Annotated in this window: 20 protein-coding genes; 15 read left to right on the top strand and 5 right to left on the bottom strand. The window is 38.6% G+C overall.

Translation table 11 applies throughout. The features are described 5' to 3' along the window. The first annotated feature begins 73 nt into the window (after positions 1-73). From MED134_RS09570 to MED134_RS09510, 13 genes are all read left to right on the top strand, one after another. On the top strand, positions 74-1,063 hold the full coding sequence (locus MED134_RS09570) for a sugar phosphate isomerase/epimerase family protein (RefSeq protein WP_038598279.1): 990 nt from the start codon (positions 74-76) through the stop codon (positions 1,061-1,063). 5 nt (positions 1,064-1,068) lie between these two features. Continuing rightward, positions 1,069-2,292 carry a nucleoside permease gene (locus MED134_RS09565; RefSeq protein WP_035335195.1) on the top strand — a complete coding sequence of 408 codons (1,224 nt, stop codon included), beginning with the start codon at positions 1,069-1,071 and terminating at the stop codon, positions 2,290-2,292. 100 nt (positions 2,293-2,392) lie between these two features. Continuing rightward, complete coding sequence (locus MED134_RS09560) at positions 2,393-3,529, top strand: Gfo/Idh/MocA family protein (RefSeq protein ID WP_038598276.1); 1,137 nt, start codon at positions 2,393-2,395, stop codon at positions 3,527-3,529. Continuing rightward, complete coding sequence (locus tag MED134_RS09555) at positions 3,530-4,141, top strand: hypothetical protein (protein ID WP_038598274.1); 612 nt, start codon at positions 3,530-3,532, stop codon at positions 4,139-4,141. It begins immediately after the preceding gene. A 251-nt stretch (positions 4,142-4,392) separates the two neighbouring features. Beyond that, a complete protein-coding gene (locus MED134_RS09550; protein ID WP_035335192.1) occupies positions 4,393-5,445 on the top strand; it encodes a sugar phosphate isomerase/epimerase family protein in 1,053 nt (350 codons plus the stop codon). A gap of 9 nt (positions 5,446-5,454) precedes the next feature. Continuing rightward, complete coding sequence (locus MED134_RS09545; RefSeq protein WP_038598272.1) at positions 5,455-6,189, top strand: DUF1080 domain-containing protein; 735 nt, start codon at positions 5,455-5,457, stop codon at positions 6,187-6,189. A gap of 3 nt (positions 6,190-6,192) precedes the next feature. Next, complete coding sequence (locus MED134_RS09540; protein ID WP_038598269.1) at positions 6,193-6,954, top strand: DUF1080 domain-containing protein; 762 nt, start codon at positions 6,193-6,195, stop codon at positions 6,952-6,954. Then, positions 6,954-7,286 (top strand): hypothetical protein, encoded by a 333-nt coding sequence (locus tag MED134_RS09535; protein ID WP_035326367.1) that lies wholly within the window; start codon positions 6,954-6,956, stop codon positions 7,284-7,286. The genes MED134_RS09540 and MED134_RS09535 overlap by 1 nt, the downstream gene beginning before the upstream one ends. A gap of 85 nt (positions 7,287-7,371) precedes the next feature. Further along, positions 7,372-8,235, top strand: coding sequence for a YicC/YloC family endoribonuclease (locus MED134_RS09530; protein WP_035326365.1), 864 nt, complete (start codon positions 7,372-7,374; stop codon positions 8,233-8,235). Next, on the top strand, positions 8,235-8,834 hold the full coding sequence (gmk, locus tag MED134_RS09525) for a guanylate kinase (RefSeq protein WP_035335184.1): 600 nt from the start codon (positions 8,235-8,237) through the stop codon (positions 8,832-8,834). The genes MED134_RS09530 and gmk overlap by 1 nt, the downstream gene beginning before the upstream one ends. 7 nt (positions 8,835-8,841) lie before the next feature. Further along, positions 8,842-9,186 (top strand): HopJ type III effector protein, encoded by a 345-nt coding sequence (locus MED134_RS09520; RefSeq protein WP_038598266.1) that lies wholly within the window; start codon positions 8,842-8,844, stop codon positions 9,184-9,186. A gap of 18 nt (positions 9,187-9,204) precedes the next feature. Then, a complete protein-coding gene (nadD, locus tag MED134_RS09515) occupies positions 9,205-9,783 on the top strand; it encodes a nicotinate (nicotinamide) nucleotide adenylyltransferase (RefSeq protein WP_038598263.1) in 579 nt (192 codons plus the stop codon). A 5-nt stretch (positions 9,784-9,788) separates the two neighbouring features. Beyond that, positions 9,789-10,118: a hypothetical protein gene (locus MED134_RS09510; protein ID WP_038598261.1), complete on the top strand. Its 330-nt coding sequence runs from the start codon at positions 9,789-9,791 to the stop codon at positions 10,116-10,118. 97 nt (positions 10,119-10,215) lie between these two features. Here the strand turns inward: MED134_RS09510 and lysM are convergent, their stop codons facing one another. From lysM to dprA, 3 genes are all read right to left on the bottom strand, one after another. After that, complete coding sequence (gene lysM, locus MED134_RS09505; protein WP_035326359.1) at positions 10,216-10,716, bottom strand: peptidoglycan-binding protein LysM; 501 nt, start codon at positions 10,714-10,716, stop codon at positions 10,216-10,218. Between the two features lie 262 nt (positions 10,717-10,978). After that, a complete protein-coding gene (locus MED134_RS09500) occupies positions 10,979-11,938 on the bottom strand; it encodes a hypothetical protein (protein WP_038598252.1) in 960 nt (319 codons plus the stop codon). Between the two features lie 90 nt (positions 11,939-12,028). Further along, positions 12,029-13,132 (bottom strand): DNA-processing protein DprA, encoded by a 1,104-nt coding sequence (gene dprA / locus MED134_RS09495; RefSeq protein ID WP_038598250.1) that lies wholly within the window; start codon positions 13,130-13,132, stop codon positions 12,029-12,031. Between the two features lie 101 nt (positions 13,133-13,233). On the opposite strand from dprA, the gene MED134_RS09490 reads away from it, so the two are divergent. Both MED134_RS09490 and MED134_RS09485 read left to right on the top strand, forming a co-directional pair. Further along, positions 13,234-14,169, top strand: a complete 936-nt coding sequence (locus MED134_RS09490) for an SPOR domain-containing protein (protein WP_038598249.1) — start codon at positions 13,234-13,236, stop codon at positions 14,167-14,169. A 68-nt stretch (positions 14,170-14,237) separates the two neighbouring features. Then, positions 14,238-14,747, top strand: a complete 510-nt coding sequence (locus tag MED134_RS09485) for an acyl-CoA thioesterase (protein ID WP_035326344.1) — start codon at positions 14,238-14,240, stop codon at positions 14,745-14,747. Positions 14,748-14,801: 54 nt separating this feature from the next. Here MED134_RS09485 and MED134_RS09480 read toward each other — a convergent pair whose 3' ends face one another. Both MED134_RS09480 and MED134_RS09475 read right to left on the bottom strand, forming a co-directional pair. Further along, a complete protein-coding gene (locus MED134_RS09480) occupies positions 14,802-14,987 on the bottom strand; it encodes a CsbD family protein (protein WP_038598248.1) in 186 nt (61 codons plus the stop codon). Between the two features lie 111 nt (positions 14,988-15,098). Then, complete coding sequence (locus MED134_RS09475) at positions 15,099-15,608, bottom strand: hypothetical protein (RefSeq protein ID WP_038598247.1); 510 nt, start codon at positions 15,606-15,608, stop codon at positions 15,099-15,101. Positions 15,609-15,654 lie beyond the last annotated feature (46 nt).

Raw genomic sequence — 15,654 nt, 5'->3', positions numbered from 1 at the left:
AGTCAAACACTAGATTTAACAGTAAATGACAGGCGAAAACGTTATAGTTCTAGTCTTATTTAAAATTCATCTTATGAAAAATTATTTGTTAGGCGCTTTTTTATGCGCTTTTGTACTTATTTCTTGTAAAGAAGAGGTAAAAAAAGAGGAGAATTCCGCTTTCGCGAAAGCGGAAAAAGAAGTTTCTAAAGAAAATACGCCCTCTTACAAACATTCCCTCGCTCAATGGTCTCTTCACAAACCGTTTCAAGACGGTACTATGGACCCGATGGAATTCCCGCAAATTGCCAAAGACCTTGGTTTTACAGGAGTAGAATATGTGACACAACTATATCCATCTGTTGCTGAAGTAGGGACAGACTATAAAGAACGTGTGATGAAACTTGCAAAAGACCTTAATGCTAAGGCAACTGCTGCAGGTATGGATAACGTTCTTATTATGGTTGATCACGCTGGTGAACTAGCAGATCCAGATCCTAAAAAACTAGAAGAAGCTATTGCAAATCATAAAATATGGATGGACGCAGCCAAACTTATGGGAGCACACTCGGTAAGGGCAAATCTCTTTGGAGAGCTAGATCCTGTAAAATGGCACGCACTATCTGTAGCATCTCTTAAAGAACTAGGAGCTTACGGTAAAGAAGTAGGCGTAAACGTAATTATAGAAAACCACGGAGGATGGTCTAGTGATGGAGAAAAGCTTGTTGCTGTGATGAAAGAGGTTAATATGGAAACAGTAGGTGTCTTACCAGATTTTGGAAACTTTTGTGTAAAACGTGAAGGTGGAGAACGCTGGGGTGCGCCTTGTGTTTTAGAATATGATACCTATAAAGGAATAAAAGAAATGATGCCGTATGCAAAAGGAGTGTCTGCAAAGTCATATAACTTTGATGAAAATGGTGATGAGACAAAATTAGACTATCAACGATTAATGCAAATCGTTGCTGATAGTGGTTTTGAAGGATATGTAGGCACAGAATATGAAGGACCACTAGAAGACCCAAAAGAAGGTATCGCTCTTACTAAGGCACTAGTTCAAAAATCAATAGACAATCTTAAATAAGCAATATGAAATCAACGACTAAGTTTCAATTATCCCTAATGATGTTTCTCGAGTTTTTTATCTGGGGAGGCTGGTTTGTAACCTTAGGTACCTTTATGGGTAATAACCTAAGCGCCGAAGGAGGAGAAATTGCAGCAGCCTTTTCTACACAATCTTGGGGAGCTATTATAGCACCATTTATTATAGGTCTTATTGCAGATCGATTTTTTAATGCAGAGCGCATTCTGGGAGTATTACATATTATAGGTGCTGTACTTATGTATTTGATGTCACAAGCAACAGACTCGGCTGTGTTTTATCCATATGTTTTAGGGTATATGATTGCTTATATGCCTACACTGGCGCTAGTAAACTCGGTTGCATTTAACCAGATGAAAGACCCATCAAAGGACTTTCCATTCATTCGTGTATGGGGAACCATCGGTTGGATTGTGGCAGGACTATTAATAAGTTTTGCTTTTGGATGGGACTCTCAAGAATCTATCGCTGCAGGTTTACTTAAAAATACGTTTGTAATGACTGCTATTGCTTCTGCAGTTCTAGGAGTTTTTAGTTTTACACTTCCTAAAACACCACCAAGTGCAAAAGGAGAGAAAGTTGCCATTAAAGATATTTTAGGTCTTGAAGCTTTAGATTTACTTAAGGATAGAAACTTCTTAGTGTTTTTCCTTTCTTCGGTACTTATTTGTATTCCACTTGCCTTTTACTATCAAAATCTAAGTCCGTTCCTAACGGAGTCTGGTGTAGAAAAGTCTACAGCCCTTGCTTCTATAGGTCAAGTATCTGAGGTAGTGTTTATGTTATTACTTCCTTTCTTCTTTAAGAAATTTGGGTTTAAGAAAACTATCCTTGTAGGGATGCTCGCTTGGACTTTGCGCTACCTGCTGTTTGCTTATGGTAACACGGGAGACCTTTTCTTTATGATTATTACAGGAATTGTTTTACACGGTATTTGCTATGACTTTTTCTTTGTGTCTGGACAGATTTATACAGACAGTAAAGCTGGACCAAAAATTAAAAGTGCTGCTCAAGGACTTATCACACTTGCTACTTACGGTGTAGGGATGCTTGTAGGTTTTTATGTGGCAGGAAAAATAACAGATGCAAACATTGTAGGTGAAGGTCACGACTGGAATTCAGTATGGGTATTCCCAGCAATTTTTGCAGCTGCCGTATTTGTGATTTTTGCACTGTTATTTAAGAGTGAGAAAATAGAATATACGGAGTAGTAGCAAAGTCTTAAAAAGTCTCTCCACTACCCTAAAGGGCGGACTTTTCTTAGAAAAAGCATATTTACTTGATATAATTAAAAAATTAAAACACAACACAATGAGCAATAAAATAAGATGGGGCGTCTTAGGTGGCGGCGGAGATAGTTTAATAGGTGTGTTACACCGCGTGGCGGCAAGTATGTTTGACGCATACCAGCTAGTAGGTGGTTCTTTTAACCCAGATATTGAAGTAAGCAAAGAATTTGCTGCTCAAATAGGCATCCCGACAGATCGCATTTATAAAGATCTAACGGAGCTTGTAGAAAAGGAAACAGCGCTACCAGCAGACCAGCGTATGCAAGTGGTGTCTATACTTACACCTAACTTCTTACACTTCCCGATGGCAAAGCAGCTTCTAGAAGCTGGCTTTAACGTGATTTGTGAGAAGCCTATGACGATGACGCACGCAGAGGCGCTAGAGCTTGAGGTTATCCAAAAGAAGAATGGTAACGTCTTTGGACTTACGCATACATACACAGGTTACCCTATGGTGCGTCAAATGAGGGAAATGATAGCAAATGGAGAACTAGGCGAGATACAAAAAGTAGACGCTCAGTATTACCAAGGCTGGATTAATAACCTCATACACGACAAGGAGCAGCGCAATAGCACCTGGCGTTTAATGCCTGAGAAATCGGGAATTTCTTGCTGTCTTGGCGACATAGGTGTTCACGCTTACCAGATGCTAGAGTTTGTGACTGGCAAGAAAATTAAATCTGTACTTGCAGACCTCAACCATCTATATGCAGATAATGAGATGGATATAGACGGCACCGTATTACTACGCCTAGACGAATACACAAAAGGTGTATTGCGATCTAGTCAAATAGCAACAGGTGAGGAGAACAACTTTACCGTAGCTATCTATGGTACAAAAGCAGGTCTCAAGTGGGAGCAAGAAAACCCTAACTATCTTTATTTACTAGAAGATGGACAACCTATGCGCGTGCTTAAACCAGGCCACGCTTATAACAGTGCGCTATCGCTAGACGGCACAAAACTACCTCCAGGACACCCAGAAGGAATTTTTGACGCGATGGGTAATATCTATAAAGGTGTTGCAAAGGCAATACGTGGAGAAGATTACAATTCGGGCGAGTTTCCCGGGATGACAGATGGTGTACGAGGAATGAATTTTATAGAGAAAGCCGTACAATCTCATCGTGATGGGAATGTGTGGGTAAGCTTAAAATAAATGAGAAAGATATTAGTCATTTTTAGTGTCTCTTTAATCTTATTTTCTTGTGGATCTATAATAAATAACGTTCTAGAAAAGGCAGGTATTTTTGAAGAAAGAGCTTATGTACAGTTCAAATCTAGTTCTACAAAACACATCGCATTTATACATATGCATCACATTGGTACCGAATTATTTTATGATGATGTTTCAAGGGTTATCGATTCTTTGCAAAAAAACAGTTACGTAGCATTTTATGAAGCAATAAGAAATCCAGAAGATATGAATTCCATTCAATCAGAAATATCTGAAAGAAAACTTAGAAAAATAACTGGATTTATACCTAGTAAATATTATGATTCTATTTCCAATAAAATTGCTGGTAATATCAAATACAAAGGAGACATTGAATTAGTAAATCAACCTAATTACACTGATTTAAATGTTGATATGCAGACCGCTATAAAAGCAGATGTCGATATATATACTTTGATTGGGGAATTTGAATCCAAAAATGAAGAAATATTACTCTCAGATTGTGATAAAAACACAGCGATAAACGATAAAAATTATAAGTGTGAACTAGTAGATAAAAAATTGAGAAAAAATTTTTTAAGGAAATTATTCTAGACTATCGAAATAGAGCGTTAGCCCGACGGATTATAGATTCTAATTCTGAAAAAATAGTTCTAATTTATGGTGCAAATCACTTTAAAGGTCTTTGGGAAGAATTAGACAAAATTGACAGCACTTGGAATTATGACGAAACATTTCCAGATTATCAGGATAAAAATACAGCTCGATAAAAGCTTTCGCGAAAGCGTAAAAAACAACAACTAAAAAGATTCTCGCCTTTGCGGGAATGAAAATAAAAATATCCAATGAAAACAATAAAAGGACCCGCAGTATTTCTCGCCCAGTTTATGGATGACAAAGCTCCATTTAATTCGCTAGACGGATTGTGTAAATGGGCAGCAGACCTTGGGTATAAAGGAATACAAATCCCAACTTGGGAAAACCGATTAATTGACCTCACCACAGCTGGAGAGAGTAAAACCTACTGTGATGAGCTTAAAGGTAAAGTAAATGACTATGGGCTTGAGATTACAGAGCTCTCTACACACCTACAAGGGCAACTAGTTGCAGTACACCCTGCTTATGACTTGATGTTTGATAATTTTGCTCCAGACGATTGTAAAAACAATCCAAAGAAGCGTACTGAGTGGGCTCGCAAGCAAGTAATAAGCGCAGCACACGCAAGTAAACATCTAGGTCTTGATGTGAGTGCGACGTTTAGTGGTTCGCTGCTTTGGCATACAATGCACCCTTGGCCGCAACGTCCTGCAGGACTTGTTGAGATGGGGTTTGAAGAACTAGCCAAGCGTTGGTTACCTATACTCAACACTTATGATGAGTGTGGTGTAGATGTGGCTTATGAGATTCACCCTGGTGAAGATCTACACGATGGTGTGACTTTTGAGCGTTTTCTAGAGGCTACAGGTAATCACAAGCGTTGTAATATTTTATATGATCCGAGTCACTTTGTATTACAGCAACTCGATTATATCGCATACATAGATCACTATCACGAGTTTATAAAGGCCTTTCACGTAAAAGATTCTGAGTTTAAACCAGATGGGAAGCGTGGTACTTTTGGCGGTTACAGTGACTGGCAAGATCGCGCTGGGCGTTACCGCTCTCCGGGAGATGGACAGATAGACTTTAAAACTATTTTTACAAAACTCACAGAATACGGTTGTGACGTTTGGGCAGTAATGGAGTGGGAATGTTGTGTGAAAAGTCCTGAGCAAGGAGCTAGAGAAGGCGCACCATTTATCGCTTCACACATTATTGAGGCAACACAAAAACGCTTTGATGATTTTGCAGGTGAGGATATTGACAAGGAGCAGTTGAAGAAGATATTGGGACTTTAAAACACTATTATGAAAAGAACAATTTATATCGCGGCAGTGGCAATTTTCGCTTTAAGCTGTAAAGAAAAAGAAGTTACTACAACACAAGAGGTTGAAGAAGTAGAAACGGTAACACAAGCATCTACGACCGAAATTGTCCTTTTTGACGGCTCTAGCTTTGACGCTTGGAAAGGTTATGGTACAGACGGTATGCACGAAAACTGGACCATAGAAGATGGAGCAATGGCTTTTACACCTAGTGAAGAAGGTGGTAAAAACATCATTACAAAAAACACCTACAAAAACTTTGAACTCAATCTCGAGTGGAAAGTTTCTGAAGGTGGTAACAGTGGCATCTTTTGGGGTGTAAAGGAATCGCCAGAGTTTAAAGAAGCTTATGAAACTGGACCAGAGATACAAGTGCTAGATGACGAGCGTCATCCAGATGCAAAGGTGGCAAATGGAACCCACAAAGCAGGATCTCTTTATGATATGATAAAACCAGCAGACGGTATGATCAATCCCGCTGGTGAGTGGAACAAAGTAACGCTCTATATCAATCACGATAGCAACCTAGGTAAAGTAAGCCTTAACGGGAAAGAAGCATATACCTTCCCCGTAAATGGCGAAGAGTGGGATGCTATGGTTGCAAAGACTAAGTTTGCAGACTGGAAAGGCTTTGGTAAATATCAAGAAGGTCACATAGGTCTCCAAGATCACGGAGATAAAGTATGGTACCGCAACATTACAATAAAAGAATTATAGATTATGAAATTATACCATTTAGGAATTATCGCAACAGCACTAACCATTACATCGTGTGGCTCAGGAAATGTGGGTGACGAACCTACAAAACCAGAACAAACAGAAGTATGGGGTCCAAAACCTGCAAAGGTTGCCATAAACGGGCAAACCGGTATCCCTAGTGATGCTGTAGTATTGTTTGACGGCACAAACCTCAACGCTTGGAAAAGTAAAAACGACGGCGGCGCTCCTAAGTGGACGATTAATCAAGACGGCAGTATGACCGTAAAGGATAAAACGGGAGATATTGTGACCAAAGAGGACTTCGGGAGTGTGCAATTACACCTAGAATGGCGCAGTGACCCAAGCAATACTCAGACTAACCAAAACAGAAGTAATAGTGGTGTGTTTTTTCAAGGCTTATACGAAGTACAAATCCTAAACAACAATGATAATGACACCTATGTAAACGGTATGGTAGGCTCTATTTATAAGCAAAAAGCTCCAGACGTTATGGCTGCAAAACCTACTGGAGAGTGGAACAGCTATGATATTGTTTTTCACGCGCCAGCGTTTAATACTGCAGGTAAAAAAACAAAAGCTGCTACAATCACCGTATTTTTAAATGGTGTACTCATACAAGATCACTACGAGATTAAAGGAAGTACAGAATACATAGGTTTCCCAAAAAACAATGCTCACGGTGACGGCCCAATTGTACTGCAAGATCACGGCGATATGAGTGGTGTAGGGTATAGAAATATTTGGTTACGTAAATTAGATTAATGAACTTCCCTGCACTCCTTACAACATTCGCCCCAGCACTCATAAGTCTGGCATTATTTATAAATACACGTTACTTTCCGCCATCGCTGGGTAATCCTTTTTTATCAAAAGCTCCAGAATGGTGGATGAGAGATCAAGCCACTTGGGATAAAGCATACTCCTTTCTTGCTCAAAAGTACGGGATAGGCACCATTGCACTTTTTGCAATTTGTAGTTGTCTTCTCTTTTTAGAAAGCCCTTATGCCGCATACGGTGGTTATATAGCATTAGTAGCATATGTTGTGCTGGCTAACTACCAGGTGCGCTCTTATATGCAAGAAAAAGTAAAATAGGGTGTGATTTCGCTTTCGCGAAAGCGTAAAAAAACCACAGTCATTCTTAATTTTTCATTACTTACTGAACCATTATCTTTGCGCTATGATAAAATCAATGACTGGTTTTGGGAAGAGTGTCGTACAGCTTCCCGGAAAAAAGATTACTATCGAGATCAAATCGCTTAACAGCAAAAACCTTGATCTCAATGCACGTATCCCTTCTACATATCGTGAGAAGGAACTCGCACTACGCAATATGGTGGCAAAAGCTCTAGAACGTGGTAAGATAGATGTAGGACTCTACATAGAAAGCACTGGCGAAAACACCAATACAGCGATTAATGAATCTGTTGTAAACACGTATATGAAACAGCTGTCAAACGCTGTTGCTGGTGAGCCTAGCGAGATAGAGCTACTTAAAATGGCTGTGAGACTTCCAGATGCTCTCAAAACTGAGCGTGAAGAACTGGATGAAAATGAGTATAAAGCCATTGTAACTAATCTAGAAGGTGCGCTTAAGGAAATAAACGCTTACAGACTAGATGAGGGTAACTCTCTCAAGACTGAGTTTGAACTGCGCATTAAAAATCTACAGCGTTTACTAGATGAAGTTATCACTCTTGATAAAGATCGTCTTGCAGATGTAAAGGTACGTCTGGAGAAAGCCGTTGCAGATCTCAAGGTTAATCTTGACGAAAATAGGTTTGAGCAAGAGCTTATCTATTACCTAGAGAAATACGACATCACAGAAGAAAAGGTACGTCTTAAAAATCACTTAGATTACTTTACAGAAGCACTAGAATCTGATAACTCTAACGGTAAAAAGCTAGGCTTTATAGGTCAAGAAATAGGTCGTGAGATTAATACCATAGGCTCAAAATCTAATTATGCACCTATGCAACAGCTAGTGGTGCAAATGAAGGATGAGCTAGAAAAAATAAAAGAGCAAGTATTAAACGTACTCTAATGGGAAAACAACCTGACGCACAAGAACTAAATCACACGGGGAAACTCATTGTTTTTTCGGCGCCTTCTGGTAGTGGTAAAACAACAATTGTAAGACATCTCTTGGGTCAACCAGAGCTCAATCTAGAGTTTAGTATCTCTGCAACTAGTAGAGAACCTCGTGGCACAGAAGTACACGGCACAGATTATTACTTTATCTCTCTTAAGGAGTTTAAAAATCATATCAAAGCAGACGACTTTCTAGAATGGGAAGAGGTCTATCGTGACAACTTTTACGGTACACTCTGGAAAGAAGTACAACGTATCTGGGCGATGGGTAAGCACGTTATATTTGATATAGATGTAGTAGGCGGTTTACGCATAAAGAAAAAGTTTCCAGATAAAACCCTTGCCGTTTTTGTAAAACCACCGAGTGTAGACGAGCTCAAAATACGTCTTAAAAAACGTAGTACAGAAAGTGAAGATAAAATCAATATGCGTGTTGCAAAAGCCTCTGTAGAGCTTGCCACAGCACCACAATTTGATCATATTATTCTTAATGATAATCTAGAAAAAGCTCTTAAAGAAGCGGTCACACTTGTTACTGATTTTGTAAAATAATAGCTCAATGACATTACAAGATTTTAAAACTAAACTTACCAGCGCACCCACCGAAATTGAGTTTACAGATACAATGGCTGTTATAGAAGCGCTATATACTTTTACGCCTAGCTCTTTTAAGAATGGTGATATTCATAATGACGCAGGTGAGAACAATGGCTCTTGTAAGCTATTTGCATTTGCACAAGAGCAAGGACTAAGTAAAAGTGATACGCTACAGTGTTTTGGCGCATATTATAGAGAAGATGTGCTACAAAACCCAGAGGGTACAAATCACCAAAATATTAGAAATTTTGTCAAATACGGTTGGGACGGAATTGACTTCGACACAAACCCGCTCCAAAAGAAATAACCCAAAACTTACTATCCCTTGAAAATAGGCCTATACTTTGGAACTTTTAACCCTATACACATAGGGCATCTTGCTATTGCAAATCATATGGCAGAGTATAGTGATCTAGATAAAATCTGGATGGTTATCACGCCTCACAATCCTTTTAAGAAGAAGAGTAGTCTTCTTAACAATCACCATCGCTACCAGATGGTTATGGAGGCTGTAGAGCATTATGATAAAATCGAGCCAAGTAATATTGAGTTTGACCTACCACAGCCTAACTATACGGTATACACGCTAGCTCATCTAGAAGAAAAATATCCTCAGCACGAGTTTTGTTTAATAATGGGTGAGGACAACCTTAAAAGCCTTCATAAGTGGAAAAACTATGACGTTATTTTGGAGCGTCACGACATCTATGTATACCCTAGAATCTCTGAAGGTACGGTTGAAACACAGTTTGATAATCACCCAAAGATTCACAAAGTAGACGCTCCTATTATGGAGATTTCATCTACAATGATACGTAAGGGTATTAAGGAGGGTAAAAACATACGACCACTACTTCCTCCAGAAGTTTACACCTTCATAGACGAGATGAGTTTTTATAGATAATCCTGATGCCTAAAAGAGATCTCACTGACCAAAACGCAAAAGAAGCCACTTACTACGGGCTTATGATGGTTGTGTCTTTTCTAGTATATTTTATATTAAACAGAGTCATTAAATCAAGTAATGACTTACCTGATTTTTTAACAGGTTTTGCCACGGCAATATTTATTGTTTCCAGTGTCTTTACAATTATAAAATACGTCAAGGCTCGAAAAGAACCTCATAATGCTCACCTGGGCAAAGCAAAACTCTTTGCAGGGCTCGCTGTGGTATTCTGGGTGTTAGTCTTAATGAATATGAGCAAAGAGATTCTGCACATTTTTGGTTCATTAAACTAGATGAATTTATTACATAAAAAAAGAACAAACATTCCAGACTATCGCCCTTCATATTTGTTCTTTTAATTAGTCTATAATTGCGCTTGAGCGCTTTCTTTTATTTCTCTAAGTGAGGAATACGTAATACTTGACCTGGATAAATTAAATCTACGTCTTTAAGCATAGGCTTATTTGCTTCAAAAATTTGTGGGTACTTCATTGGGTCTCCGTACATCGCTTTTGAGATCTTGCTTAAAGAATCTCCTTTTTCTACCGTATAAAAACGAGCTTCTGGCTCTGGGTTCTCTACAGTAAGTCTATCGTCTACCGTTGCAATACCTGTAGAGTTACCTACTACAAGGATTACCTTTTCTTTAGTTGCTTGGTCGTGTGCACTACCTGCAACAACAGCAACATCACCATCTATAGATATATCTAGATCATCTACATCTAGACCAAGGTCACTAATAGTTTCTGCCATATTGCTTGCTGCTTTTGCATTTTCCATTGCAATCTTTTCTTCTGCAACTGCTGCTGCTTCTGCCGCCTCCTCTTCTTCTGTTTTTCCTATCCCGAATACTTTTGCTCCGGCATTTTTAATAAATGAAAATAATCCCATAATTATAATTTTTAGTTAGTGTTTTTTATTGTGTAGTCAATTTACAAAAAAGTAGGTGTTTATACAGTATTGTTAAGAGGAGATTGGTAATAATAATCACTTAGTACTTTAGTCCTCAATTTTATGCATTATATCTATAGTTCTAATCGTTATTTAAAACAGAAAACCCTTACGCTAATTAACACTTAGGTAAGGGTTTTCCAACTAAATAACCAACCAAAAAATCTTTATACGTCACACTGTGGTTGTACAGTGCTCATTTTTATTTTAACGCTTTTGCTTTTTTCGCCTTGAGCGCTTCTATTTCTTTTTTAATTTCTGAAGTCTTCTTGCGTAACTTAGGTAAGGTTTTAGACTTCCCATCTTCTGAGGTTCTAAACTCTATATACCCTCTACCTCTAAACTGATAGGTAGTACCTGTAGTTACTTGATATAACTCTATGGTCTCGTCATCTATAACGGTAAGGTCAAAGAACTCATTGTCTGGAAAATTATAATCTAGTGTTAAAGTTTTTTGGTAAAAATCACCAGGTACATCATCTACATCATAAATCCCATCATAGTCCCAGTATATATTATTTACTGGTGTACCATTACCATCTTCAGAGCTTCTAAAGTTGCCAGAAACCCCTGCTGGTAAAAACTGTAAGTAGTTCTCATTATCAAAAGGATTGATCTCACCTTCTTGACTCGTATATATTTTCTCCCAAGCCTCAAACTCTTGTAAGAAGTAGTGTATGTTATTGTAAAACACTAAGTCATAGTCAAAGGTGTTGCGCTGGTAACCTACCAGTATATATCTCGCTCCCGTAGATGGGTGATATAATTCTATCTCATTACCAGATAACTGGCGTACGTCAAAGCTGTAATCTCCGTCTAAATCGTGATAAGCATCTAGCTCAAAACCAAAGGTATCATAGCTACCTACATCTATCCCAAACCCGGCTCCATTGTACCCTAAACCAGAAAGGTTATTATTTGCAAAAATATTTCCTCCTCTAAAAGAAACTGTAAATGCCTTTTGTAAAAATGGTACGACTATATTTCCAGATGAGGCATCTATATCTACATACCAGATCTCATAATCTGTTAATACTTGATTAAGTGTAGGTCCATTATTAACCTCTACATATGGATCTACTTCTACAATCGCCTCTGTATAACACGAAGTAAACAAAATGGCGACGAGCGCTACTGCAATAAAATGTTTGATCGTTTTCATACTGTTTGTTTTTGGATTCCCTTAACAGTATTCAAACCACGTGCCAAAAATTCAATTAACTCAAAATCAGATGTTTAAATATATTTATTACTAGATAATTTCAAAGAGTTTTCCGGGGAGAGGCCTTATTACTCCTTTTAATTCCATTTGTAATAAGATGCTTGCAATCTTGTAAGTAGGCAATTTACAATTAAGAGCGATGATGTCCATAAGCTCTTTACCATTGTCTTTTAAGAAGCGCCATACCAGTTTTTCTTCATCTGTAAGTTCTACAAAAAGTTGTTTTTGGATCACGGGAGCTTGTTCTTGCTCTAGTTTCCAGCCTAGTATATAGATAAGATCTGCCGCACTAGTCATAAGATTTGCTCGCTGCTGTTTTATGAGATTATTACAACCCAAGCTCTGCTTATCTTCTGCCCTTCCCGGTACCGCAAACACGTCTCGATTATATCCATTTGCAAAGTCTGCAGTCACAAGAGAACCTCCCTTCTCTGCAGATTCTATAACGATAGTAGCCTCAGACAGCCCAGCTATAATACGGTTGCGCTGTAAGAAGTTAGTATGTACAAAACTGCTCTTACTCCAGAAATCTGTAACAAAACCACCATTTGCCTCTACATCGCTCATATACTTAGCGTGCACCTTTGGGTAAATTTGATTAAGCCCGTGAGCCAGTACACCTACATTTTGCAATCCGTGCTCAATACAGGCTTTATGTGTGGTAATATCTACCCCATAAGCAAAGCCAGAGATAATAAGCGGATTTAAGGGAGCCAAATCTTTAATGAGCTTTTTTATAAAATGCTCCCCATAGGTGGTAATCTTTCTGGTCCCTACAATGCTTATAATTCTTCTATTATTCCAGTTTATGTTTCCTCTAGAAAATAGCAGCACTGGTCCATCTAGACAGTGTTTAAGACGTTGTGGGTATTGCTCATCTGTAAATGCACAGACGTTTATGTTGTTATCTTGTATGAATTTTAATTCCGCTTTCGCGAAAGCGTGATACTCCTCATTACCAAAAGCTTTAAGTTTATGCTCACCTATGCCATCTATCTTAAGCAATGTGCTCTTTTTCTGTTCTAAAACGGCCATAGCCGAACCAAAGTGCTGAAGCAATTTTTTTATAGAACCATCACCTAGATTAGGCGTGTATTGTAAGGTGAGAAGTGCGAGTAATTCTTTTTCTGTCATTAATGCTTGAAATTGAGGCTACTAAGTAACAACTATTATATCTGTTAATAAAATATATCTCGCCTTGTTGCGTGACTAGACATTTTGACTATTTTTGAGTTATGCAGTTAGACCAATACATAAGTGACCTTTTATACAGATATGAGTGTGTAATTTTACCAGGTTTTGGGGCTTTTTTGACTCAAATCCAAAGTGCGCAAATACACGCCACTACGCACGCTTTTTATCCGCCTAAAAAGAAATTGTCATTTAATGCACAACTTACAGACAGTGATGGTTTACTGGCAAACTATATTGCAAAGACAGAGATGATTCCTCATAGTGAGGCGAGTAATCGTATTAAAACCTACGTGCGCTTTCTTTATGACAACCTGCATAAGGGAGAGTCACAAACGCTTACAAACATAGGTACACTATCTCTAGACGCAGAGAGTAGATTACAGTTTGAGCCATCATATCACCTCAACTATCTTACAGACTCTTTTGGACTATCTTCTTTTACCTCGCCAGAGATTATGCGAGAAGTTTATAAAGAAGAAGTTACTGCACTTGAGGAGACAACACCTATTGCTTTTACACCAGAACGTAAGGCAAGTAACTCTTGGTTCAAGTATGCAGCAGCAGCGGTTATAGCCTTTGGCGTTCTTGGAGCGGCTAGCTTTAACTATGTTCAAGATGTAAAAGAGCATAACTATGTGGCACAAGAGCAAGCAAGAGAGCAGCTAGAAGATAAGATACAAGAAGCAACTTTTGTTATCCCTAATCCTTTACCAGCTATACAGCTATCACTTACAAAGCCTGCAGGTAATTATCACATTGTAGCGGGCGCCTTCCGTATGGAAGAAAATGCGCAAAAGCGTGTAGACCAGCTTACAGAAAAAGGATACAAGGCTCGTACCATAGGGACTAACAAGTATGGACTGCATCAAGTAGTGTACGGAAGCTTTACAGACTCTCAAGAAGCGCTTTCAGAACTTAGAGCAATACGCAAGACAGATAATCAAGATGCTTGGTTACTTGTACAAAGTATCGATTAATACTCTTTATACATTTTACTGTTTCCCTTTTCTACTTTGGTGTACCTTTGCGCCAAAATTGAATATCTATGGATTCACGCACACCAAGCGACTCAAAAACAATACTTACAGATCTTGTACTGCCAAGTGAGACTAACCCACTGGGTAATCTTTTTGGAGGTGAGCTACTTGCTCGTATGGATAGAGCAGCTAGTATTGCTGCAAGACGTCACTCACGTCGTATCGTTGTTACAGCATCTGTAAATCACGTAGCTTTTAATAGAATGATTGCTCTAGGGAGCGTTGTTACTGTAGAAGCAAAGATTTCTAGAGCATTTAAAACATCTATGGAAGTCATTATAGATGTATGGATAGAAGATCGCGAGAGCGGCCTTAAAACGCAAGCAAACGAGGCGATTTACACCTTTGTAGCAGTAGATGAGCAAGGGCAGCCTGTACCAGTACCTCAAGTTGTACCAGAATCTGATCTTGAGAAACAGCGTTATGATGCAGCCTTACGCCGTAAACAACTATCACTTGTGCTTGCAGGCAAGATGAAACCTGCAGAAGCAACAGAGCTCAAGGCACTATTTATATAATAAAAAAAAAAGCCTCCATTATGGAGGCTTTTTTTTATTTGTATCTATGGGCTATTACCACTTTTCTATTTCTTCTTTAATAGCCTCTTTTGTTTTTCCTGTTTTTTCTTGAATACGGCCTAGAACCTCATCCATCTTTCCATCTGCAAAGGTCTCATCATTATCAAAATGCTTACCATATTTCTGTTTGAAATCTCCTTTTACTTGATTCCACTTTCCTTCTAATTCTGTCGAGTTCATAATCTTTCTTTTTAAGTTCACTACTAAATTACTCACAATGAGATGTCTATTGTAATAAGAGTGTATTAAAAAGTGTTATGGTTGTGCTAAAGTTTGCAAGCCTAGTAAACACTAAAATTTTATACCTGTTCTTAATCTAATAGGGTGCGATAGCTCGTAACTTACTGCAGGCGCAGCACTATTTTGATAAACAGGTGCCATAAACTGAATACCTGCATCCCACTCTGGTGTAAATTGCACATCTATTCCCATAGTAGGGGCAAACTCTGTAAACATAAGTCCGCTGGTGTCAAGTCCTCTCACTACTTGCCCTTGTACGCCCAGGTATGCACTTATACCCTTTGTGGCTTGATATCTAAAAATAAGAGGAAACTCGACCACCTCGTCATTACCTACACGTGACCTTGATATCCCACCCTGCAAGCTAGACTTATAACCTAAAGATGTCCCCACAAGTAGCGTGCGTGTTTGATCATAAAATTCTTTATTGGGTTCTCCTACATTACTAGGTAGCGCACCTATTGCGTTTAGAGAAAAACGAGGTTCTCCCGTGGTTGTGGTGTTTTGAGCACTAGTAATTGAAGCGCATAAAATTAAGAGCAAGAGGCTGAGATGTTTCATAGCCCTAAATTTAAAACTTATGTAACGCGCTTATGTTAAGCTTATT

This window comes from Dokdonia sp. MED134 (genome assembly GCF_000152925.2).
Classification (GTDB): Bacteria; Bacteroidota; Bacteroidia; order Flavobacteriales; family Flavobacteriaceae; genus Dokdonia.
Note: the sequence above shows the minus strand (reverse complement) of the source record. Positions and strands in the feature narration are given on the sequence as shown.